The 22,032-nt window shown below is 69.5% G+C and carries 16 protein-coding genes, 1 tRNA gene and 1 other RNA gene; 8 read left to right on the top strand and 10 right to left on the bottom strand.

Annotated elements, in window-relative coordinates; all coding sequences use genetic code 11:
- On the bottom strand, positions 1 to 674 hold a 674-nt coding region (locus ACZ6DL_RS34195), incomplete at its 3' end, for a cytochrome b (RefSeq protein ID WP_466057404.1).
- Positions 675 to 848: 174 nt separating this feature from the next.
- Between ACZ6DL_RS34195 and ACZ6DL_RS34190 the strand changes: the two genes are divergently transcribed.
- On the top strand, positions 849 to 2,492 hold the full coding sequence (locus tag ACZ6DL_RS34190; protein ID WP_466057418.1) for a WS/DGAT domain-containing protein: 1,644 nt from the start codon (positions 849 to 851) through the stop codon (positions 2,490 to 2,492).
- 18 nt (positions 2,493 to 2,510) lie between these two features.
- On the opposite strand, the gene ACZ6DL_RS34185 is transcribed toward ACZ6DL_RS34190, so the two are convergent.
- Complete coding sequence (locus ACZ6DL_RS34185) at positions 2,511 to 3,149, bottom strand: hypothetical protein (protein WP_466057402.1); 639 nt, start codon at positions 3,147 to 3,149, stop codon at positions 2,511 to 2,513.
- Between the two features lie 292 nt (positions 3,150 to 3,441).
- A tRNA-Ser gene (locus ACZ6DL_RS34180) sits at positions 3,442 to 3,529 on the bottom strand.
- A gap of 128 nt (positions 3,530 to 3,657) precedes the next feature.
- Here ACZ6DL_RS34180 and ffs point away from each other — a divergent pair.
- Together ffs and ACZ6DL_RS34170 are read left to right on the top strand one after the other, a co-directional pair.
- An RNA gene (ffs, locus tag ACZ6DL_RS34175) (signal recognition particle sRNA small type) lies at positions 3,658 to 3,752 on the top strand.
- 241 nt (positions 3,753 to 3,993) lie between these two features.
- Positions 3,994 to 5,283 carry an aspartate aminotransferase type Ic gene (locus tag ACZ6DL_RS34170; RefSeq protein WP_466057400.1) on the top strand — a complete coding sequence of 430 codons (1,290 nt, stop codon included), beginning with the start codon at positions 3,994 to 3,996 and terminating at the stop codon, positions 5,281 to 5,283.
- 109 nt (positions 5,284 to 5,392) lie between these two features.
- Here the strand turns inward: ACZ6DL_RS34170 and ACZ6DL_RS34165 are convergent, their stop codons facing one another.
- Positions 5,393 to 5,833, bottom strand: coding sequence for an SRPBCC family protein (locus ACZ6DL_RS34165; RefSeq protein ID WP_466057398.1), 441 nt, complete (start codon positions 5,831 to 5,833; stop codon positions 5,393 to 5,395).
- Positions 5,834 to 5,841: 8 nt separating this feature from the next.
- Entirely contained in the window at positions 5,842 to 6,648 is an 807-nt protein-coding gene (locus ACZ6DL_RS34160; protein ID WP_466057416.1) for a methyltransferase domain-containing protein, read from the bottom strand.
- Positions 6,649 to 6,867: 219 nt separating this feature from the next.
- Between ACZ6DL_RS34160 and ACZ6DL_RS34155 the strand changes: the two genes are divergently transcribed.
- The 3 genes from ACZ6DL_RS34155 to ACZ6DL_RS34145 all read left to right on the top strand — a co-directional run bounded on the left by ACZ6DL_RS34155 (position 6,868) and on the right by ACZ6DL_RS34145 (position 9,896).
- A complete protein-coding gene (locus tag ACZ6DL_RS34155; protein WP_466057396.1) occupies positions 6,868 to 7,443 on the top strand; it encodes an HhH-GPD-type base excision DNA repair protein in 576 nt (191 codons plus the stop codon).
- A 125-nt stretch (positions 7,444 to 7,568) separates the two neighbouring features.
- Positions 7,569 to 8,279, top strand: a complete 711-nt coding sequence (locus tag ACZ6DL_RS34150; protein ID WP_466057394.1) for a DUF8020 domain-containing protein — start codon at positions 7,569 to 7,571, stop codon at positions 8,277 to 8,279.
- A gap of 342 nt (positions 8,280 to 8,621) precedes the next feature.
- Positions 8,622 to 9,896, top strand: a complete 1,275-nt coding sequence (locus ACZ6DL_RS34145) for an ROK family protein (RefSeq protein ID WP_466057392.1) — start codon at positions 8,622 to 8,624, stop codon at positions 9,894 to 9,896.
- Between the two features lie 59 nt (positions 9,897 to 9,955).
- On the opposite strand, the gene ACZ6DL_RS34140 is transcribed toward ACZ6DL_RS34145, so the two are convergent.
- The gene (locus ACZ6DL_RS34140) at positions 9,956 to 11,587 is read right to left on the bottom strand and encodes a DUF2207 family protein (protein WP_466057390.1); all 1,632 of its coding nucleotides are present in this window, start codon (positions 11,585 to 11,587) and stop codon (positions 9,956 to 9,958) included.
- A 76-nt stretch (positions 11,588 to 11,663) separates the two neighbouring features.
- Between ACZ6DL_RS34140 and ACZ6DL_RS34135 the strand changes: the two genes are divergently transcribed.
- Positions 11,664 to 12,794, top strand: a complete 1,131-nt coding sequence (locus tag ACZ6DL_RS34135; protein ID WP_466057388.1) for a neutral zinc metallopeptidase — start codon at positions 11,664 to 11,666, stop codon at positions 12,792 to 12,794.
- Positions 12,795 to 12,978: 184 nt separating this feature from the next.
- Here ACZ6DL_RS34135 and ACZ6DL_RS34130 read toward each other — a convergent pair whose 3' ends face one another.
- The 4 genes from ACZ6DL_RS34130 to ACZ6DL_RS34115 all read right to left on the bottom strand — a co-directional run bounded on the left by ACZ6DL_RS34130 (position 12,979) and on the right by ACZ6DL_RS34115 (position 18,209).
- The gene (locus tag ACZ6DL_RS34130; RefSeq protein WP_466057386.1) at positions 12,979 to 14,292 is read right to left on the bottom strand and encodes an ammonium transporter; all 1,314 of its coding nucleotides are present in this window, start codon (positions 14,290 to 14,292) and stop codon (positions 12,979 to 12,981) included.
- A gap of 85 nt (positions 14,293 to 14,377) precedes the next feature.
- A complete protein-coding gene (locus ACZ6DL_RS34125; RefSeq protein ID WP_466057384.1) occupies positions 14,378 to 15,067 on the bottom strand; it encodes a TetR/AcrR family transcriptional regulator in 690 nt (229 codons plus the stop codon).
- Positions 15,064 to 17,310: an MMPL family transporter gene (locus ACZ6DL_RS34120; RefSeq protein ID WP_466057382.1), complete on the bottom strand. Its 2,247-nt coding sequence runs from the start codon at positions 17,308 to 17,310 to the stop codon at positions 15,064 to 15,066. Before ACZ6DL_RS34120 ends, ACZ6DL_RS34125 begins: the two co-directional genes overlap by 4 nt.
- A gap of 80 nt (positions 17,311 to 17,390) precedes the next feature.
- Positions 17,391 to 18,209 carry a hypothetical protein gene (locus tag ACZ6DL_RS34115; RefSeq protein WP_357126898.1) on the bottom strand — a complete coding sequence of 273 codons (819 nt, stop codon included), beginning with the start codon at positions 18,207 to 18,209 and terminating at the stop codon, positions 17,391 to 17,393.
- 448 nt (positions 18,210 to 18,657) lie between these two features.
- Between ACZ6DL_RS34115 and ACZ6DL_RS34110 the strand changes: the two genes are divergently transcribed.
- Positions 18,658 to 21,717, top strand: a complete 3,060-nt coding sequence (locus tag ACZ6DL_RS34110) for a DNA polymerase III subunit gamma and tau (protein ID WP_466057380.1) — start codon at positions 18,658 to 18,660, stop codon at positions 21,715 to 21,717.
- Positions 21,718 to 22,032 lie beyond the last annotated feature (315 nt).

Raw genomic sequence — 22,032 nt, 5'->3', positions numbered from 1 at the left:
GCGGCGATCAACGCCAGGATGATGCCTGGGAACAGCAGCACGTGCGCGATGTAGAGCCGCGGGATGATGATCTCGCCGGGGAAGTCACCACCGAACATCAGCCAGTGCAGCCAGGTGCCGATGATCGGGATGCCGATCGTGATACCCGAGAACGCGGCCCGCAGGCCGGTGCCCGACAGCAGGTCGTCGGGCAGCGAGTAGCCGAAGAAGCCCTCGAACATCGCCAGGATCAGCAGCAGCGAACCGATCACCCAGTTCGCCTCACGCGGCTTGCGGAACGCGCCGGTGAAGAAGATCCGGAACAAGTGCACGATGATGGAAATGGCGAACAGCAGCGCCGCCCAGTGATGCACCTGCCGTACGAACAGGCCGCCACGCACTTCGAAGGAGAGATCGAGCGCCGTCTCGTACGCCCGCGACATGGTGACACCGCGAAGCGGCTGGTAGGAGCCGTTGTAGACGACCTCCGTCATGGAGGGGTCGAAGAACAGCGTCAGGTACACGCCCGACAGCAGCAGGATGATGAAGCTGTAGAGCGCGATCTCGCCGAGCAGGAACGACCAGTGGGTCGGGAAGACCTTGTTGATCGACCGCTTCACGAACGCGGCGGCCTTATACCGCTCGTCCGCCTCATCGGCTTGATTGGCGATTTTGCGAGCTAGATCTATTGCCATGGCCGACACCCCGCCCTGGGTGAGTGGTATCCGTTCCTACTACAGACGGTAGCAGAGCTGTCTGCCGGAATCGATGGGGTTCTCCGGAAGAATTGTGGAACAAGATCATTCACATTTGTCCGGCTCGCGGGGCGCCGTTCGATTCGAGTCGATATCGTTTTACTTGTGAGCGCCATGGCACCGCAGGACGCGACGATGTATTGGCTGTCCGAACGGACGCGCAACGACCTTTTTCTGCTGTATTGCTTCGTCGACCGCGGACGGCCCACCGAGGAACTGCGCGCCGCCGTCGCCGAACGGAGCGCGCGGATCGCGGACCTCAGGGTCCGGCTGCGCGAACTGCCCGCCGACATCGATTACCCGTTCTGGACGCGATGCGAATTCGCTGCCGAGCAATTCGTGGAACATGAACTGGCGGAGCGTAATTGGTCGCATCTGCTGCACGTTCTCGGCGAGCTGCTCGGCACCGGCGTCGATGCCGCCGTGCACCCGTGGCGGCTGCACGTCTTCCGCGCGATCACCGACGCGCCGGGGCAGGAAGGCGAGCCCGCGCTGGTGGTGGTGCTCCAGATGTCCCATGCGCTGGCCGATGGGCGGCGGGCCTCGGCGATCGGGCGTGCGCTGTTCGGCGCGGTGGAGAATCGCGCGGTGGGGGACGAAGGCCGAACACGGTTGCCGGCGCCCGGTGGGGTACGGACCGGAGACGACGGTACCGGGGCCGCAGGTGCCGATAGTTCGGTCGGCGAGGCTCGCAGCACGCCGAGTGATCGATCGTTGCTGGAGGTATCCACGCAAAAGGCGCTCGCTGATTCCCAGGGGATCGGCTGGACGGCAGAGGCCCGTGAGCGGACGATCGGTGACGTAGTGTCGGCGAGCGTGTCGTCCGCGGGAGCGCGCGCCGGCTCGGTGGTAGTGCGTGGGCGGACGATCGGTGATGCGGTGTCGGCGAGCGTGTTGCCGATAGGTGTGCTGATCGATTCTGCGGTCGGTCTGCTGCGCGTGCCGGTTCGGATGGCCGCGACGGCGGTGCGTGGCTACCAGGCTTTTCGAGCCCAGCAGCGGCTGGCGGAGTTGACCGAAGCGGGCGAATTGCCACCGCCCGCACAGGATTACCCGCCGAGCGCGCTGAACCGGACCACATTAGAGGGGATCTCGCGGCACGAAGCTCGGATGCTGGTGTTCCCGGCGGAAGCTCTGCGGGTGCCCGGTCGTACCGTCACGGTCGTCGTCTTGACCGCGGTGTCGCTGGCGCTCGCCCGCTACCTGGCCGATCGGGGCGAGCCGGTGGAGCGTCTCGGTGCGCAGGTCCCGATGGCCCTTCCCGAGGTCGACCGCCCCCGCAACAACTATCGCAGCCTCGGCGTCGATCTCTTCATCGACGAACCCGATCTGGGCCTGCGCGCCGACAAGATCGCCGCCGCGCTCGCCGACCGGCGCGTCCGCGCCCGGCACCCGCTGCTGTCGGCGCAGGACCGGGTCGCCGCGACAGTCCCCGCCCCGTTGCTGCGTCGGGACGTGGACCGCTACCCCCTCGACACCGTTCCCGCCTCGATAGCGGGGCACACGGTCGTCTCCAGTGTCGACCGCGGCCCGGCCGACCTGTCCTTCGGCGGCGGGAAGGTGCGCTTCACGGCCGGGTTCCCCGCACTCGGCTCGGTCATGCACCTCACCCACGGAGTACACGGCCTCGGCGACACCATCACCATCTCCCTGCACGCCGACCAGGCGGTTCTACCGGATCTCGACGCCTACGCCGCCCACCTCCGCGCCGCGCTGCTGGAAGTACACCGCACCCGGCTCTACTCCGCCCCGGCGTGACGATCGCACGCCCGCGGGTCAAGATCGGACGAGGGCGGGCTGAGATGCGGACTGGTGGACCTCGGCGGAGATCTTGATCTCCAGTTCCAGCCGGGTGGCGTTGATGACCGAGCGTTCCTCCTCGACGGTGTTCTCGATCGCCCGCGACCACAGCGCCTGGATCTCGGTGATCTCCTCGGCGACGGCCTCGCCGTCGAGTTCGATCCTGCGGCGCTGCAAACTGATGTTCAGCGCCGCCGTGAGCGTACGCATCAGGTCCTCGCAGCGATTGGGGATCTTGCGATGCGCTACGACGCGCAAACTGCTGATGAAACCTCGCGAGCCGGTGATGATCTGCCGGATCTCCTCATCCACCCGATCCAGCTCGTCGGCCTCCCAGCGTTCGCAGCGCAACAACTGCTGGCGCACGTCGCTCGAGATGGCCAGCACCGAGGACACCGCGGTGAGCACCGACTCCCGCCGCCATTTGTCGTGCTCGCGCCGCTCGGCCGCCGCGTTGGTCGACTCCACGCTGCGCTGCGCCGCGTCCAGGGTGACCCGGTTGCGCTCGTCCGCGGCGGTGAGCGCCGCCCGGTTCGTGCGGTTGTTGACCAGCACGCCGACCAATGCCGCCATGGCGACGATGAGGGAACCGAAGAGCGGGAGCCACTGAGTCACGGGGACGATCATTCCATCGGAATGGGAAGTCGCACAGCCCAGATCGGACGAACGGGGCTCGCCCCCTGCCGGACGCCGTGGGTCGGCCCGAGCGTCTCGGCTTCTGGGGACCTGCCGCGCCGCGAACCCGTAGCCATCGAACGGCGAACGCCTCCGGCGAAGCGATTCCCGCGTGGGAGATAGTGGCCCACGTCACAGCCGCGTCCAGTCGCCGAATACCCGGCCACCGAGCTGCCGTATCTCATGCGAAAGGCCGGGTCGCACGCGATCAAGCGTCCGACCCGGCCTTTCGTGGCGGAGGATAGGGGATTTGAACCCCTGAGGGCGTTAACCCAACCCGCGTTCCAGGCGAGCGCCATAGGCCACTAGGCGAATCCTCCGTGGAGCAGCATACCGGTAGCCCCCCGTCGGTCGCCAAACAGGGTGGGGGGAGGGGAGTGAAATACCTGCTCGGGCGGGGTGATGGACCCGGAAGGTGGTGTTACGGACCGGAGGCGCTACACTGGCCGACGGATCCCGCGCGGCGCGCATCCTGTGAACTCCCCCAGGGCCGGAAGGCAGCAAGGGTCAACGGGCTCTGCCGGGTGCGCGGGGTCCCCTATCTTACGGCTCGCGCGGTGTATGCGTGGTTGCCGAGCCTTCGCTCGATAGATGCGGACTGGGCGTGGCCCGGGTTCTGGACGAACCCCGTTTGTCGGTGGATAACGCCTCCAATTCCGGGCACCACGCGGGTAACGTGAACACCGTCCGCGGATGCATGTGCGTCTGCATGGACAACTGTTCGGTCGCCGCCCATCGGTCCGGCCAGACCATCGTCCCCTAGCTGCTTGAAAGGCTGCCCAGGATGCCCCGGCAAACGCAGATCGGTTTGATGAGCCATGAGGAGCTCGTGCTCGAGCACGACACCCAGACCGCGAACTACGCGACGCTCAAGACCGAGAAGCTCACGCTGGACCTGACCCGGGGAAAACCTTCGCCGGAGCAACTCGACCTGTCCGCCGCCCTGCTGCACCTGCCCGGCGAGGGCGATTTCCGCGACGGAGCAGGCACCGACTGCCGCAACTACGGTGGCCTGCACGGTCTCCCGGAGTTGCGCGCGATCTTCGGCGAGCTGCTGAACATCCCGGTGGACAATCTGCTCGCGGGCAACAACGCCAGCCTCGAGCTGATGCACGACGTGATCACCTACGCGATGCTGTACGGCACCAATGATTCCGAGCGTCGCTGGGCCGCCGAGGATACCCTGAAGTTCCTGTGCCCGGCCCCCGGTTACGACCGGCACTTCGCGATCACCGAGGCGCTCGGCTTCGAGATGATCCCGATCCCGATGCGCCACGACGGCCCGGACACCCACGCCATCGCCGAGCTGCTGGCGAAGGACCCGCAGATCAAGGGTCTGTGGGCAGTGCCGAACTACGCCAACCCGACCGGCGTGGTGTTCTCCGAAGACGTTGTCCGCGAATTGGTCTCGATGCCGGCGGCAGCGCCCGACTTCCGGCTGTTCTGGGACAACGCGTACGCGGTGCACCCGCTCACCGACACCGCCGCACCGGTGATCGACGTGCTCGGTCTGGCCGCCGCCGCCGGAAACCCGAACCGCCCGTTGGTGTTCGCCTCCACCTCGAAGATCACCTTCGCCGGCGCGGGCGTGAGCTTCCTCGGCGGTTCCACCGCGAACCTGGAGTGGTACCTGAGCCACGCCTCGAAGAAGAGCATCGGCCCCGACAAGATCAATCAACTGCGTCACCTGCGCTTCTTCGGCGACGCCGACGGCGTGCGCGCGCACATGCAGAAGCACCGCGCCATCCTGGAACCGAAGTTCGCCCTGGTGCTGAAGGTCCTCGAGGACCGCCTCGGCGCGTCCAAGGTGGCGTCCTGGACCGAGCCCAAGGGCGGCTACTTCATCAGCCTGGACGTGCTGGAGGGCACCGCGGCGCGGGTGATCGCGCTCGCGAAGGAGGCGGGTATCGCGCTCACGGCGGCCGGTTCGGCCTTCCCGTACAAGAACGACCCGGAGGACAAGAACATCCGGATCGCCCCGAGCTTCCCGAAGCTGCCCGAGCTGGAGAAGGCGATGGACGGCTTGGCCACCTGCGTGCTGCTGGCGGCCACCGAGAAGCTGCTCGGCAAGTAGCGGCGGATCGAGAGCACATTGATCGCCCGGCACGTATTCGTGCCGGGCGATTCCATCGGGCGCTCGATCCGACGCCGAGGTGGTACCGGCGGGACAGCGAGGCAGCCGCCTACCCGGTCTCCAACAGTTCCTTGAGCCGCGTCAGATCCCCTCGGTTCGCCCGCCGGATCGCCGCTTCCAGTACCGGCGCGGCGAGTTTCCCGAATCCGCTCGGCTCGCCGCGGTTGCGCAGCGTCATACGGGTGCCGCCCTCCGGCGTGTCCGCCCAGGTGTAGGTCGTCTCCATCGGAAACGGCCCCTGCGCGGTGCGCATCACCAGCCGTATGCCGGGCTCGTAGGCGACCACCTCGTAGATGTAGGTCAGTTTGTTGCCGAGGAAGTGCGCGACGAACGCCATGCGCGAGCCGACGCCCAGCGGCGGCTCGGTTTCCCAGGTGACGCCGTGGATGCGCGAATACCAGGCCGGAGCGTGCGCCGGATCGGCCGCGTACGCCGCGACCAGCTCGCGGGAGCGGTCGATCACGACGTCGGTGCGCACGTCGACGGCCATCGGCCGGGTCAGTGCGGCTTGTGCGCGAGGACGGCGAACATGGTGACCGAGAGGTGGATGTCGCCGTTGGCCGCGCCCGCCTCCAGGTCGGTCAGCAGCTGTTCGCGCTGCGCCTCGGTGATCGCGCCGCGCGCGACCGCCATCGCCGAGACCCTGGTCACCAACGATCCCGCGCCCACACTGCGGTCCTGCACCAAGGCATGCGAACCGATGTCGTCGACCACCAGGCCCGCCTTGGTGAGCAGGCCGGGGAGCCGACGGCCGGACAACGGATTGGTGGTGGCCGACACGAGGGTGTCGATCACCTCCCGGACGACCTGCCGGTCACCGGGGTGCATGATCGCCGTTCCCCAATCGCTGTCCACCACGACGACGCGTCCACCCGGGCGGAGCACGCGCGCGATCTCGTTGGCCGCGCGGGCGGGCGCGGTCAGGTGTTGGAAGACTCGTTCGCACAGGACGGCGTCGAAGCTCTCCGCGCCGAACGGCACGCCGTACGCGTCCCCGGAGTGGAATTTGGCGGTCGAGCCGGCCTCGGCGGCGCGGCGCTCGGCGGAGGCGAGCAGATGCGGGTCGGGCTCGATCCCGACCGCGCTGCCGTCCGGGCCCACCGCTTCGGCGAAGTTGACGACCTCCGTGCCGGTGCCGGAGCCGATGTCCAGGGCGTGCTCGCCGGGCCGCAGCGCGAGCGCTTCATGCGCCCAGCCGCGCAAGCGGCGGATACCGGGCAGCGCGGCCTGTAGGTCGCGCACGTCTACGAGTTGATCCTGGCCTGCTCGGTCGAACCGGTCGGGGCGCAATGCGTAGGTGTTCATGGGCCCGTGTCCATCCCTGGCCGTTGCCGTCGTCTTGGTCGGTGTCGCCGTCATCTGAGGCATGGTCTGGAGCCTACGCGGCAGGTCATCTACCCGCGCGTAGGCAGTGTGAGGTGAGTCACTCCCCATCTCGGGTCGGCGACGACCCGCGGCCTCCCGCCCCGTCGGCGCCGGTGAGATGATCGACCCGTCCCCAGCACACCGAGCAGGAGGTAGGCGATGACTCGCACGCTATGCCTGGCGCAGGACGCCGAGGCGGACAAGCTATTGACCGAGGACCACTTCGCCACCCTGCTCGGCATGCTCCTGGACCAGCAGTACCCGATGGAGCACGCTTTCCGCGGCCCGAAGAAGATCGCCGACCGGATGGGTGGCTTCGACATCCAGCGCATCGCGGAGGCCGACCCCCAGGAGTTCGAGGAGCTCGCCGCGACGCCGCCCGCGATCCACCGCTACGGCAGGTCCATGGCCCGGCGCGCGCAGGAATTGGCGCGCTACGTCATCGAGCACTACGACGGCAAGGCGGAGAACATCTGGACGGCGGGCGATCCGGACGGGAGAGAGGTGCTGCGCCGCCTGAAGGATCTCCCCGGCTACGGCGAGCAGAAGGCGAAGATCTTTCTGGCTCTGCTGGGTAAGCAGCGGGGCGTGCAGTTGGAAGGCTGGCGAGCGGCGGCGGGCGCGTACGGCGACGAGGGCTCACGCCGATCGGTTGCCGACGTGACCGACGCCGAATCTCTCGCGCAGGTAAGGGAATTCAAGAAGCAGGCGAAAGCGGCGGCCAAAGCGAAGTAGTACGGCAACTGTAACTCTCCGGTTGCCTATTTGAAATCGTCCTGCGTTTTTTCCTCGTTCTCGCACAGCCGGTGCCTGATGCTTTTGCCTGGAACGGCTCCACCTGAGATGAGGGATTGCAGGACATGAGGATGAGGAAACTCGCCGTGGTGGCGGCGCTGGTGACCATTGCGACCGGAGTGGCCGCGGGGACATCCGGTGCCGCGCCGGCGGAAGAAAGCGCCGAAAGCGCAATAAATTTCACCGCGTACGCGACGGACACCCAGTCGATCATCGAAACCGACGCGGGTTCGCTCGCCGTCGAGGACGAGGTGCTCCAAGTGAAGGCCTCCAACGGTACCGTGCTGGCGGCACAGCCGCTTCGGTTTCAGCTGGAGGACTTCGAATTCCCGATCGCCGCACAGATTTCCGGTCGTAGCGCGACGCTGACGCCACTGTTCGACCGGGAGCACGCGGTCTACAAGCCGGTCGCCCTGCCGTACGAGGACAAGGCGCCGTGGAAGACCGAGTACGACCGTGAGGTCGCCGCCTGGACCCGCCTGACCAGCACGATCGCCGCCGGGGCGACCATCGGCACGCTCGTCGGCGGCATCGCGGGCGGTGCGCTCGGTTGCGTGCTCGGCGGCATCGCCGGCGCCACCGTCGCCTCCGCGGCCATCGTCGGCCTGTTCGGCGCGTTCATCCCGGCCGCCGCCATCGGCTGCCTCGGCGGCATCATCGCCGTCGGCGCGCTGGGCACCCTTGCGGGCCAGCTGCTGGTCACCGCCCCGGTCGCGATCGGCGCGGCGATCCAGTACTTCACGACGATCAATCAGCCGTTCAACGCGCCGAAGTAATCCTTCCGCGCGAAAATACCCCGCCCCCGTGGAGCTCTCCGGGCAGCGGGGTCTTTTCGCGTGCCCACGACCTGCGGAAACAATGTGCCTGTGCACACAACGGCGCGTCGGGGGTTGGTGCGTCGCGGAAATCAGTGTTAATTTTGATGACATGTCTGCTGGCCGATCGAACCTCCTGCGCGTCACTTACGTGACCGCCGCGCTGGGTCTGCGGCTGCCATTGACACGCGAACTGTGTCGCCTCTCTTGCTGCAGCTGAGTGGTTTTTCCTGCTCATTTGCTGCCTCGCCGCCCATGTAGGCATGTCCCGTCGATTACGGGACTTCAGCAAGGATCCGCACAATGTCCCTTCCCACCCTTGAACGATCCGTCTCCAGGGTTGCCAACGGCCGTGCCCGCGTTCAGCGTCCGGTTGTCGCTCCCGAACTGCGCCTCGCCGACAACCCGGCGGCCGCGGTCCTGCGCGCCGCCACCGGAGGTCCCGTTTCCCGCGACAACGCCGCGCGCACAACGGGTTTGAGCATCGCCACGGTCAACCGCCAGGTCTCCGCGCTGCTCGCGGCCGGCCTGCTGCGGGAACGCCCCGACCTGACGGCCTCGGGTGCGGTCGGGCGCCCCCGCGTCCCCTTCGAAATCGACCACGACGCCTACCTCACCATCGGTATCCACATCGGCGCCGCGGTCACCAAGATCGTCGCCGCCGACCTGCGTGGCCGCATCCTCGGTGGGCTGGCCATCGCCACCCCGCAGACCGGTCAGGAATTCGCCACCACCACCGTCGCGCGCAGCGCGAAGGCGTTCCTGCAGCGCTGGCACCGGCGCAAGGCGCTGTGGGCAGGCGTCGCGATCGGCGGCCGGGTCGATCCGCTGACCGGCGTCGTCGATCATCCGAAACTGGAATGGCGTGGGGCGCAAGTCGGTTCGGTCCTCGGCGAGGTGCTGGAGTTGCCCGTCTCGGTGGCGCCGCACGTGGAGGCGATGGCAGGCTCGGAGCTGTTGCTGCCCACCGGCGAGCCCAAGGACCAGGCCCGCCTCGAGCGGGGCAGCAGCCTGTACTTCTACGTGCGTGAGACCGCGGGTGTCGCGGTGACCTTGGATGGCCGCGTGCACACACCGAGCAACGGTCCCGGCTCGATCGCGCATCTGCCCACGGGTTCGGACGTGGAGTGCACCTGCGGACGGCGTGGCTGCTTGGAGGTGACCGTCGGTGATCGGTCACTGCACTCGAGGGCGGTCGGGCGTGGCATCATCCCGGCGCACAACGGCACCGCGGGCTCGACCATCGCCGACCTGTACCGGGCCGCGGAGGCCGGATCGGAGTCCGCGCGCGAACTGCTCGCCGAGCGGGCCACCATCCTCGGCCACACCGTGGCGATGGTGCGCGACATGCTCAACCCCGATCGGGTGATCCTCGGCGGCCAGGCCTTCACCGGCTACCGCCCCGCGGTCGCGCACGTGGCGCGGGCGTTCAACCAGGGTTCGAGCCTGCCGCCCACCGACATCCGGATCAGCGGTTTCGGCGGCAAAGTGCAGGAATACGCCGCGGTGGTGACCTCGCTGAGCGTTCTCTACGCCGATCCGCTTGCCGCGGTCCGGCGAACCGCCCTGCACGACTGAGTGATACGGCGAAGGGCGATCGGCCGCAGTGGCTGATCGCCCTTTTCGCGCGCGTGACGCTAGCGGTGCGGATCGCCCGCGAGGGCGAAAAGCCCCTCCAGGGCGGTGATGAAGAACGGAAAGTGTCCTGCGAAGCGCTGTAGATTGCGGTCGCGTTCGAAGCCGCCGAACCAGTAGAGGCCGGGTTGCGCGTCGGCCGAGGGGTCCAGGTCGCGGAAGGCGCGGATCCAGTTGTCGGCGCGTGCGCCGAGCACCATGAACGGCAGGGCGCGGGAGAACACGGTTTCCTGGTCGATCGGCGGGATCTGTTCGCGCCGAGTGGTTTCCAGGCCGCGTTGCAGCGCGCGGATCTGCCTTGCGAGCTCCAGCCCGCGCGCCGTCCGCACCGGCAGGTACTTCGGCGAGAGCAGAGCCGCGACACCCCCGAGCGCGATAGCGACACCGACCAGGGCATGTCCGGAGGTGAGCGCGAGCGCCACGGTCGTCGCGACACCCGCGACCACCAGCGCCCCACCGAGCCACAGGGCGAGGCCGGGATGGCGGCGATCGAGGAAGTTGCCGCGGGCCACGGCGTCGGCGACCAGTGCGGCGCGTACCGGCTCGGCGGCCACACGCCCCGGCTTGCGCAGCTCGCCCAATGTCACCGCGTCGGCGGCTTCGGGTAGCAGCGCCTGGTAGACGGCCTTCTCGTAGTCGCGCAGTTGGTCGTCGGGGGTGTTCACCCGGTTGATCCGCCAGTCGCTGTCACTGAGCGGCGTGATCCGGATGTAGCGGCGCACCGCGAGATCCACCACGGTGGCGGCGATGTCGACCGGATCGACATGCCCGTCCAGCAGGAGCCCGGCCGCACCGGGCAGCGTGCCCTCGGGTGAGGTGAACTGCACGCGATCACCCTCGCGCACCAGCGGATCGATCGTCGCGGAACCGCCGCCCACCGTCGCGTCCAGGCGGCGAGCGCGCAGCACATAGGCGACCAGGGCGGCCAGCGCGAGCAGCAGCACGCCGAACGCGACGAGCACCGGGGCGGTGATCGCGAAGGGGCCCGCGTCGCCGCTGTCGCGGACATCGGCGTTGCTCGGCACGGTGCCGGGCGGCAATTGCAGCGTCAGATCGATCGCGTCGCCCTTGTGCAGGTCGGTCTGCTCGAGGAAGAGGACTCCGTCGGTCTCGATCTTGACGTCGGCGCACGGCCGGGTGTTACCGGGCGGGCCGAGTTTGCAGTCCACGATGCCCATTTCGAAGCTCGGGCTGATCAGCGAGGCGCTGATGGACGCGATGTCGGTGTTGAGCACACCGAGCCAATGGAAGACCTGGGTGCCCCGCGCGTCGCTGACGGTGTTCTGCACGGAGTACCGGAAGGTGGAGTCGCCGGGGCGGGCCTCGATGGTGAACTGGTCGTTGGCGACCGTCGCGGTGCCCGCGCCCTCGGTGTCCACGTCGGTGACCCGGAAGACGCGCTCGGCGTCGTCACCGACCCGCAGCCGCAGCGGAAGTGACATCCGGAACGAGCCCTCCGGCGGCACCGAGACCTGTTCGACCACTTCGAGGACGCCCTCGCGGCTCAGCTTCAGATCGGCGGTGATGGTCACGCCCTCCGGCGCGGGCTGGGCCTGGGTGACCGGGGCCGTCGCGAACATTCCCGCGATGGCGAGAAGCAGCGCGCCTAGGGCGGCCCCCCGAAAAGTCAGCATGGCTGCCTACTCTAGACAGCTTGCTATCCTGCGTCAGCGGCTGTCGGCGATCACTGAGACGAGGGGGTACGGGGGCGTGACACAACCACCGTACGGACACGGACCGGTCCCGCGCGGGGGGCGTCCGGTGCCTCCGCCGCCCGGCTACGGTGCGCCCTACGGCCCGCGCCCGGGTTACGGCCCGCCGCCTGGGTACGGTCCGCCTCCCGGTTACGGCCCGCCGCCGGGATACGCGCCGCCCGCCTACGGCCCGCCACCGGGTTACGGCCCGCCGGTCCCTCCGCCCATGCCCTATGGTCCGCCCGGGCGGCCGCCCTACCCGCCGCCACGCAAACGCGGAGGCGGCGGATGGGTTGTGCTGCTGGTCGTCGTCGTATTCCTGGCGGCGGCGGGCCTTGTACGCAACGCGATCTCGGTGGGTCGCGACGCGAGCGACGCGTCCGGTCCGCAACCCGGTTTCACGTTCGACACGCAGCCGGACGGCACGGTCGGACCGTCGGAAACCGGCAACAACCCGCTGCTGACCGACCCCAACGCGACGCTGATTCCGGCGCAGTGCGACTACTCGCCGTGGGGCACCCAGGTGGACGCCGCCCGCAAGTTCTTCGAAAGCGCGGCGTCCTGCCTGGAAGCGGCGTGGAAACCCGTGCTGCGCAAGGCGAATCTGCCGTTCCAGCCGCCGTCGCTGAACGTCAGCGCGACCACGTCGGGCATCACCACCCCGTGCACCGGCTCGACCAGCAATTTCGCCGCGTTCTACTGCCCGGCGAACAAGACCGTCTACATGCCGATCAGCCAGTTGCAGACGGACTACTTCAAGGACAACTGGGTGGTCTACCTGTCGGTTTTCGCGCACGAGTACGGACATCACGTGCAGGCGATGTCCGGCATCCTGCGCAAGGCCAACAGCGATCGGGCCGACGTTGGGCCGCGCAGCGCCAAGGGACTGGAGCTGTCGCGCCGAGTCGAATTGCAGGCCAACTGCTTCGACGGCATGTACCTCTCCTCGTCGTCGAAGGGCGGTTCGCTCACCGACCCGCAGCTCACCCTGGCCCGCAAGGACGCCTACGGGCGCGGTGACCAGGCCGGGGACATGCGCGACCACGGGTCGTCCGAGAACGGCGGGCAGTGGTTCGAGGCGGGTTTGGACAACAACCGTGCGGCCCAGTGCAATACGTTCACCGCGTCGGCGACCTCGGTGAGCTGAGGGCACGACGCGGCAGCCAGGGCACGGTTCGCCTCCGGACCACAGCCCACATGGCTATCTCTCGACTCCGTACCTCCGGCGAATGTCGGCGAGCGACCCTGTGCCGCCCGCCGGCTACACGCACCGCGGGGCTACCCTCTGCCCGGCCTTCGCCCTGGGCACTGTGCCGACGCCCCGGCGGTGATCAATCCCCCTCTTCGGCGCGCGGGCGATCGGCATGCGGACGCCCGAGATGCCCCTCGCCGAGGCGGCGCGGCGCATGGCCGTGCACTCCTTCCGCGTACGCCGTCTCGGCGTGCAGGGCGAAGTCGATCCCGGCGGTCTCTTCCTCCTTGCTGACCCGGAATCCGACGAGCCGGTCGATGCCCTTGCCGAGCGCGAACGAGACGCCGAACGCGTAGGCTGCGACGACGAGCACCGCCACCAGCTGTTTGCCGAGCTGCGCGAGCCCCCCACCGAAGAACAGGCCCTCGACGCCGCCGGTCATCACCTCGGTGGCGAGCAAGCCGATCAGCACGGTGCCCACGATGCCGCCGACGAAGTGCACGCCGACCACGTCGAGCGAATCGTCGTAGCCCGCTTTGAACTTCCAGCCCACCGCGAACGAGCACAGCACGCCCGCGGCGAGCCCGACCAGCAGCGCGCCGAGGGTGTTGACCGACCCGCACGAGGGAGTGATGGCGACCAGACCGGCCACCACGCCGGACGCGGCGCCGAAGGTGGTCGGCCTGCCGTCGCGGATCTGCTCGACCGCCAGCCAGCCGAGCATGCCGAGGCAGCCCGCCACCAAGGTGTTGAGGAAGACGGCCGCGGCCAAGCCGTTGGCCGCCAGCGCCGAACCGGCGTTGAAGCCGAACCAGCCGAACCACAGCAGCCCCGCACCGAGCAGCACGAAGGGCAGGTTGTGCGGGCGCATCGCATCGACCTTGAACCCGATGCGCGGGCCGAGCACCAGCGCGAGGGCCAGGGCCGACGCGCCGGAGGCGATCTCCACCACCAGGCCGCCCGCGTAGTCCAGCGCGCCGAACGAGGCCAGCCAGCCGTCCGGGCCCCACACCCAGTGGGCGATCGGCGCGTACACCACCAGCGCCCAGAGCGGCACGAAGATCATCCACGCGCCGAACTTGGCCCGGTCGGCGATGGCGCCGCTGACCAGCGCTGCGGTCAGGACCGCGAAGGTGAGCTGGAACGTCGCGAACAACAGCTCCGGCACCGAGCCGCGCACCGAGGTCGGATCGATGCCCGCCATGCCGAGGTGGGCGAGGCCGCCGATCAGGCCGCCGCCCGCGTCGGCGCCGAACGCCAGGCTGTAGCCGAGCAGTAGCCAGGTCACCGTTACCAGCGGGATGGCGATGAAGTTCATCATCAGCATGTTGAGTACGCCGGTCGAGCGGACCATGCCGCCGTAGAAGATGGCCAGACCCGGGGTCATCAGCAGGACGAGGGCCGTGCTGACCAGCAGCCAGGCGGTAGCCGCGGGGTCGATGGTTGAAGACACGGGTTCACTCCTTCCGCGCGCGTGCGCTGCGAGGAAGTTACCGAATCGTCGCTCGCCGGCCGACAGCCGATCGGTCGAAAGGCGGTCAGGCCGGGGACGCGCCCTTCCTGACGCGGCGCAGCCACGCCGTGACCGTGTCCGGTGTGGGCGGGGCCGCGCCCACCAGGTCGAGCACGCAGTAGCCGAGGCATGCCGCGCCCATCACTCGCGAGGCGACGGCTTCCGCGTCGCCCCACGGCAGGAAGGGCTTGGCGAGCAGCAGGGAGGCGATGCCGTGGGCCACCGACCACAGTTCCAGCACGATCGGCAGCGGGTCGCGCTGCGCCATCGTCCCGTCGTCCATGCACTTGCGTACGGTGGCCGTGAAATGCTGGAAGGCGCCGCTGGTGAGCACTTCGTCCACCACGCCCTCGGTCTCGGTGGGCGCGGTCGCGAGCCGGTATTGCTCGGGGTGCTCGAGCGCGAAGCGGACGTAGGCCATGCCTTGATCGTGCAGTTGGTGTACCGGAGAGGTAGTGGGGTCGGTGGCCGCTCGCATCGCCTCGGCGAGGTCTTCGAAGACCTGGGCGACGACGGCGTCGATGAGCTCGTCCTTGTCCGCGAAGTGCCGGTAGATCGACGGCGCGCTCACCCCGACCAGCTTGCTCACCGCCCGGATCGAGACGGCGTCGGCATGCCCGGTCGTGGTGAGCAGTTCGGCCGTGGCCCGCAGGATCTCCTCGCGCAGCTGGGCGCCGGAGCCGCGCGGCGACCGCGGACGCCTGCCACCGATCACGCGCGCCCCGCGGTTTCCAGCGGGCGCGCGGCGGCGTCCTCCTCGCCTTCGGTCAGCCCGATCTTGGCGTGCAGGCGGGCCAGCGGTGCGGGCGCCCACCAGTTGGCCGGACCGAGCAGGCGCATGAGCGCGGGCGCGAGCAGACCGCGGATGATCGTGGCGTCGGCGAGCACGGTCAGCGTGAGGCCGAGGCCGAGCAGCTGCATGAACGACACCTTCGCGGTGACCAGCGCGCCGAGCACGATGGCCATCAGCACGGCGGCCGCGGTGAAGATCCGGCCCGTGCGGGCCAGGCCGACCGCCACCGCGCGAGTGTTGTCGTGGGTGGCCAGCCACTCCTCCCGCACCCGCGAAAGCAGGAACACCTCGTAGTCCATGGACAGGCCGAAGGCCAGGCAGAACATCAGGATCGGCATGGTCGGCACCAGATAACCGACCGCCGTGAAGCCGAGCAACCCGGACAGATGGCCCTCCTGGAACACCCACACCATCGCGCCGAAGGCGGCGGCCAGCGACAGTGTGTTCAGCACCAGGGCTTTGATCGGCAGCACGACGCTGCCCGTGAACAGGAACAACACGATGAAGGTGGTGAGGGCGATGAGGCCTGCCGCGAGCGGAAGGCGGGCGGCCAGCGCGTGCAGGGAGTCGGCGTTGGCCGCCGCGGCGCCGCCGTAGAGTGCCTCCCCCGGGGGAGGGATCGCCCGGATCGCCGTCAGCTGACGGTCGCCGGCGGGGGAGAAGGGATCGAGCTTGGTCGTGACATTCAGGTAGGTCCCGGTGTCGTTGGCCATCCCGGGCGGAGCAGGCGCGACTCGCGCGCCTGCCGCGTAGACCCCGGCGGCGGACAGGACCGCGGGCACGCCCTCGACCTTCGACAGTTCGGCGGCGTACCCGCCGAGCGCCGCGTTGTCGCCGTGGTAGCCGTCCAGCACGATCGTGGTGCTCGCGACCGGATCGGCCTGCGGGAACTCGGTGCGCAGGGCGTCGCCGACCTGGCGGCTGGTGGCGCTGACCGGCAGCACTCGGTCGTCTGGATAACCGAACTGCACCGACAGGAACGGTGCGCCGAGCGCCAGCAGCAGCGCGATGATCACGATCGCGACCGGCGCCGCGTGCCGCATCACCATGCCGGCCAGCCGATACCAGCCGCTGTCCTCCGGCGCCTTCGGGCCGGGTGCGGGCGCGCCGCGGCGCAACAGGCGGCGCAATGGAGCCCGCAGGTCGAGGGAGTTCACCCGGTGCCCGAGCAGGACCAGCGCCGCGGGCAGCACGACGATCGATGCGGTCGCGGCCGCGGCGACCACCGCGACGCCCGCGTAGGCGAAGCTCTTCAGGAAGTACAGGTCGAAAACGCTCAATACGGCCAGCGAGAGCGCGACGGTGAGTGCGGAGAACAGCACGGTGCGCCCCGCGGTCTGCACCGACCGGATGGTGGCGGCGGCCGGATCCAGGCCGCGCGCCAGTTCCTCCCGGAAGCGGCTGACGATGAACAGGCTGGAATCGATGGCCAGCGCCAGCCCCATCGCCGTCGTCATGTTCAGGGCGTAGATCGAGACGTCGGTGAACAGCGTGCACAGGCGCAGCAGCGCGAGCGTCGCCAGGATGGCGAACATCCCGATGGTCAACGGGAGGGCCGCGGCGACCAAACTGCCGAACACCAGGACCAGCACGATCATCGACAGCGGTACCGCGACGCCCTCGGCCACGGTGAGGTCGCGGGTGGTCTGCTCGGTGACGTCGTGGTAGATCGCGGCGATGCCGCCCTGGCGGACCGTGATGCCGTCGGAGACGCCCGAGAACTGCCGCTTCAATTCACTCGCGATCTGCTGGACCTGCGTCTCGTCTCCGTCGAGATAGGCGACGACCAGGGCGCTCTTGCGATCGGCGCTGCGCAACGCGTTCGACAGCGGCTGCGGCGTGGTCCAGTAGGACTGCACGCCTCGCACGTCGCCGCGGGCTTTCAGCGCGTCGGCCAGCCCGATGCCCGCCGCCTTCGTGGCCGGATCGTCCGCGCCCGCGTCCGAACCGACCAGCAGGACGAAATTGGGCGCGGCACCGGCGAAGTTGTCCGCGATCAGCTCATTGACGAGGGCGGATTCGGCGTCGTTCGAAGTGAACCCGCCGGACTTCAAGTGCGCGGGCGCGGCGGCGCCGAAGACGCCGCACAGCACGGCGACCACGAGCGCCGCGGCCAGCACCGCGCGCGGATATCGGGTGATGAATCGGGCCATCCGGGTCAGCATCGCGGCTCCGCTCGATAGGTTAACGGCGTTAGAGTAACGGCGTTAACCCAAGGGTGTCGAGCCCGCGGGCGGCGCCCGAGTCAGCCGCGGGACTTACGGATGGCCCGCAATCCCCTCCGTCCGGGCACGGGCAGGTCGTCGCGCATCTCCACCCACTCCGCGGTGGTCAACCAGAGTTCCTGGGCGCGGGCATCGGCGGTGTTGTGGAAAATTCGGCGGCCGCGGTCGTCGCGCAGTTCTTGCGCGACCACCGACCAGCGTGGCGCGCGGCCGTGTTCGTCGAGGTAATCGGCCAGGTAGGCCGCGATCGCGGTGCCGATGGTGTTCACCGGGCGCAACGAGACCCGGTTTCCGTACTGGGCCGCGTAGAAACGGCGGGCCGCGCACAGAGACCGGGGATTGGCGTTGGAGGCGATCCATCCCGCGCGCTGGGCCCGCTCGATCAGCCAGAGGTGTTTGACCGCCGATGGGGCGATGTTGCCGACGCGGGTGCGGATCAGCGTCATGATCTGCTCGGTGCACAGCACATCGCGGCGGGTGGGCCCGTAGCCGTGGGCGGTCCAGTGCGCGTCGGCCAGTTTGGCCAGCACCCGGCCGAAGTCATCGATGCTGCGCTGAGCGCGGCGGCCGAGACGTTCGATGCGCTCGGCCTCGCGGCGCATCTCGTTCTGCGCGGTCAGGGTGCGGATCGCGGCCATGGTCGGCACCTGGCCGCGCTCGAGGAGTTCGAGGATGGCGGCCGCGGTGGCCGGATCGGCTGCCGCGGTGACCGGCAGCGAGTCGCGTTTGATCGCGAACTCCTGCGGGCTGATGGCGCGGCTCAAAAGGGCGACGGCGGAGCGGTCGCCTGCGAAATCGGTGCTGGACAGCCAGGCGGCGGCGATGTCGTCACACGACACGGTGGACGGTCCTCCGGTGGAAGTGGGGGAATTGGCGCTGGTCACCCGTGGTGCTCTCGAGGTTGTGCCCCGGTCGGGATGAGGGACCGGCCGGGGTCACCAACCTGATGAAGGTTTGGCTACCGAAGTTGCCGACTGCCACGTTAGCCAGACGATTGCATCGATGTCACCCATGGTTGCGGTTTCGTTATCTCCGAAAAGTCGAGGTAAATCAGGGTGTGAGTCCATATTCTCCGGCCCGGGCAGGGTGTCGTGGCGGCTGTGTCCGGTCTTCGCTCGTGCAGCGTGAGCGATAGCTCTGAGGTTGCTATCGTGTGTGCGAGGGGCGGGCGTCGAAGGAGGCGCGGCGCATGTTGTGACTTGGATCACATTTGTGCGCCGCGTGGGCCCGCGACCGGCGCAGCGGGCGGGCATGTCCTTTGTCGGAGGTCGCCGGTAACCTCTGGCCGTGGCTCTGTACCGGAAGTACCGACCGGCAACGTTCGCTGAGGTGGTGGGTCAGGAGCACGTCACCGACCCGCTGAGTATCGCGCTCGACACGGGGCGGATCAGTCATGCCTATCTGTTCTCCGGTCCACGCGGCTGCGGTAAGACGTCCTCCGCGCGCATCCTGGCCCGATCGCTGAACTGCGTGTCGGGCCCCACTTCGACGCCCTGCGGTACCTGCCCGTCCTGCGTGGCCCTCGGGCCCGGCGGTACCGGCAACCTGGATGTCATCGAACTCGACGCCGCGAGCCACGGCGGCGTCGACGACACCAGGGAATTGCGGGACCGCGCCTTCTACGCGCCCGCCGAGTCCAGGTACCGGGTGTTCATCGTCGACGAGGCGCACATGGTGACCACCGCCGGATTCAACGCGCTGCTCAAAATCGTCGAGGAGCCGCCTGCCCACCTGATCTTCATCTTCGCGACCACCGAGCCGGACAAGGTGCTGCCCACCATCCGCTCGCGCACGCACCACTATCCGTTCCGGCTGCTGCCGCCCGCCACGATGCGCGGACTGCTCGGGCGGATCTGCGAGCAGGAGCATGTGCCGGTCGAAGAAGCGGTGTACCCCTTGGTGATTCGCGCGGGCGGCGGCTCGCCGCGCGACAGCCTGAGCGTGCTCGATCAATTGCTGGCGGGCGCGGGCCCCGAGGGCGTCACGTACGCCCGCGCGGTCTCGCTGCTCGGCGTCACGGACGTGGCGCTGATCGACGACGCGGTCGAGGCGCTGGCCGCCGACGACGGCGCCGCGTTGTTCGGCACCGTCGACCGGGTGATGGAGGCGGGCCACGACCCGCGGCGATTCGCCGCCGACCTGCTCGACCGCTTCCGGGACCTGATCCTCATGCGGGCGGTGCCCGACGCCACCGAACGCGGCCTGGTCACCGGCCCGGGTGACGTGCTCGACCGGATGCGGGACCAAGCCGAGCGCTTGGGTTCGGCCACCCTGACCCGTTACGCCCAGCTGCTGCACGAGGGTCTGGGCGAGATGCGCGGCGCGACGGCGCCGCGACTGCTGCTCGAAGTGGTCTGCGCGCGCATGTTGCTGCCCTCGGCGTCCGATGCGGAATCCGCCACGCTGCAACGCTTGGAACGGCTCGAGCGCGGTATGGCCGGGGGCTCCTTCGCCGCCGCGCCCGCCTCGTCTTCGGCGCCCACTCCCGCCCAGCCCACGGCCGGGGCCGGGTCGCCGTCGGAGTCACCTCGACGCCGGGGTGCCGAGGCGCTGGCCGCGATTCGTCGCGAGAACCGCGGGGGTGGTCGCTCGGAGGACGCTGCCGAAGCCGGCGGAGCCACTCCCGTCGGCGGTTCGGCGCAAACCGAGGGGCCTGGCGCCGGTACCGGAACCGCTGATCGCTCAGTGCCGATCGGTGGCGGGGGAAGTCCGTCTTCCGGTGCGGCGGATTCCACTGTCGCCGCACCGGGCGGCGGGCATCGACCGATGCCCGCCGGTGGCGAGTCGTCCGCGAATGCGTCGGCTCCGGGCACCGAAGTCGGCGCGGATCCTGTTGCGCCGGTTGCCGAACCGGACGCCGCCGTTGTGCCCGACAGCGGGTCGGCGGGAACGAGCCCGGCGGGAGGGCCGAGCGCGACCGCCGCGCCGAGTACTTCGAAGGCCGGGACGGCAGGTGCGTCGGGGCCGAATCCTGAGGCGTCCGGGCCGGTTGGCGGCGCAGCGGCCGCCGGAGCGGGCCGCGTTCCTTCCGGACCGGCTGCCGTGCAGCGCGTTTCCGACGCCGTAGCGCGATCGGGACTTTCTCCGGCGCCGCAGCAGGCGGGTTCTCCGGCATCGGGTGCGCAGGCGGCGTCGCCTACCGTCGATCCGGTCGTCGGGAACGCGCCCGGGGCCGACCCGACTGCCGGGCGGGGTTCCGTGCCCGAGCGCGAGGCCGCCGACTCGACTGCTGCGCGGGATTCTGCCGTGGGGCCTGATCGCGGGGCCGCCGAGTCGACCACGGCGCGGGATCCCGCTGCCGGGCGCGATCGCGGGGCTGCGGATTCGACTGCGGGGCAGCGTTCTGGGCGCGAGCACGGGAGCACGGGCCCGGATGCGGCGGCGAGTTCCGCTGTCGGGCGTGATCCTGGGGCCGGGGACCCGGGTACGGCGCGGCGTTCTGCCGCCGAGCCCGATCGTGGTGCCGCCGACTCGCCCGGCGTGCGGGATTCCGCCGCCGGTCAGGGCGAGCCTGGGCGATCCGAGACAGGGCCGCCCCACACGTCCGCGCAGGAGCCCGCCGGTCCTTCCTCGCCGCCGAGCGGTGATCTGCTGCGCGAGGTGGAAGCCGCGTGGGCGGATATCCGCGCCAAAGTGCGGGAGTTCGGCGCGGCCGTGCAGGCGATGCTCGCCGGTGCGTCGGTCGCCCGGGTGGAGGGCGAGGTGATCGTCTTCGCGCATCAGCACGCGCCGCTGGCCCAGCGCCTGTCCGATCCGCGGAATCTTGAAGCGGTGCGGTCGGCGGTGCGGGCGGTGCTCGGCCGCGACCACGAGGTGCGCTGGGAAGCGGGCGGCGGTGCGCCGCGGCCGGCGGCGGCGCCACGGGCCGGCGGTAGCGGGAACCGTGCTCGCGGACAGGCGGCAGGCCAGCCGGGGCGTGAATCCGGCAACGCGACAGGCCGCGCTCCGGATGCCGCCGCCCCACCGAGGTTCTCCCGCCCCAGCCAGGCGCGCAACGCGGGCGCCGAGAAGCCGGGTAACGCGGGTCGCGCCCGCGCGGGAGGCGCGAATCCGCGCCCGTTTCCCGCGGAGGACGAGATCCCGCCGCCCGACTATCCCGACCTGCCGGACGATCCCGGCCCCGCGGACTATCCGCCGCCCTACGACGCCGAACCAAGCGGAAGCGACGCCGCGAGCAGCCGGGGCTGGAGCGGTGACGGCGCCGTCCCCGCCTCGACGCCGGAAGAGGAGCGGGAGATGATGGCCGCCGCGGCAGATCCGGTGGCCCCCGGCGACCGGCGCGACCCGGACGAGGTCGCCCTCGAATTGCTGAAGAGTGAGCTGGGTGCCACACGGTTGGATGGTTGACAACCACCGCTCTCACGACGTTAAGTTAACCGGAGTTCGCACTCCACGGTAGTATGTACGGGTAGCCGGGAGCTTCGGTACGCCGACGTTCTATGGTATGCCCAGGTGTACGGGCGACCGTGACGTGCGATCGCTCTTGCCTGCCTGGTTTTGTACAGCGTTAGGAACGGTCGGCCGCAAGGCCGGTCGGCGAGGTCAGCCGCAGCCACGCCGCACCCGCGGTGTCGCCGCAAACCAGCGCTCGGACGGACGTATGTCCGGCCCGGTCGCACAGAAGCGCTCGGACGGACGAACGTTCCGGTCGACCGCACAAAA

It is taken from the genome of Nocardia sp. NPDC041819 (assembly GCF_055590505.1).
The sequence above is the reverse complement of the archived record's forward strand: the minus strand, read 5'-3'. Positions and strand labels throughout refer to the sequence as shown.

Excerpts from the sequence above, each read along its gene's own strand:
- ACZ6DL_RS34190 (WP_466057418.1), top strand. The coding sequence starts at position 849 with ATGGCACCGCAGGACGCGACGATGTATTGGCTGTCCGAACGGACGCGC.
- ACZ6DL_RS34160 (WP_466057416.1), bottom strand. The coding sequence starts at position 6,648 with ATGAACACCTACGCATTGCGCCCCGACCGGTTCGACCGAGCAGGCCAG.
- ACZ6DL_RS34155 (WP_466057396.1), top strand. The coding sequence starts at position 6,868 with ATGACTCGCACGCTATGCCTGGCGCAGGACGCCGAGGCGGACAAGCTA.
- ACZ6DL_RS34120 (WP_466057382.1), bottom strand. The coding sequence starts at position 17,310 with ATGCTGACCCGGATGGCCCGATTCATCACCCGATATCCGCGCGCGGTG.
- ACZ6DL_RS34150 (WP_466057394.1), top strand. The coding sequence starts at position 7,569 with ATGAGGATGAGGAAACTCGCCGTGGTGGCGGCGCTGGTGACCATTGCG.
- ACZ6DL_RS34145 (WP_466057392.1), top strand. The coding sequence starts at position 8,622 with ATGTCCCTTCCCACCCTTGAACGATCCGTCTCCAGGGTTGCCAACGGC.
- ACZ6DL_RS34165 (WP_466057398.1), bottom strand. The coding sequence starts at position 5,833 with ATGGCCGTCGACGTGCGCACCGACGTCGTGATCGACCGCTCCCGCGAG.
- ACZ6DL_RS34140 (WP_466057390.1), bottom strand. The coding sequence starts at position 11,587 with ATGCTGACTTTTCGGGGGGCCGCCCTAGGCGCGCTGCTTCTCGCCATC.
- ACZ6DL_RS34170 (WP_466057400.1), top strand. The coding sequence starts at position 3,994 with ATGCCCCGGCAAACGCAGATCGGTTTGATGAGCCATGAGGAGCTCGTG.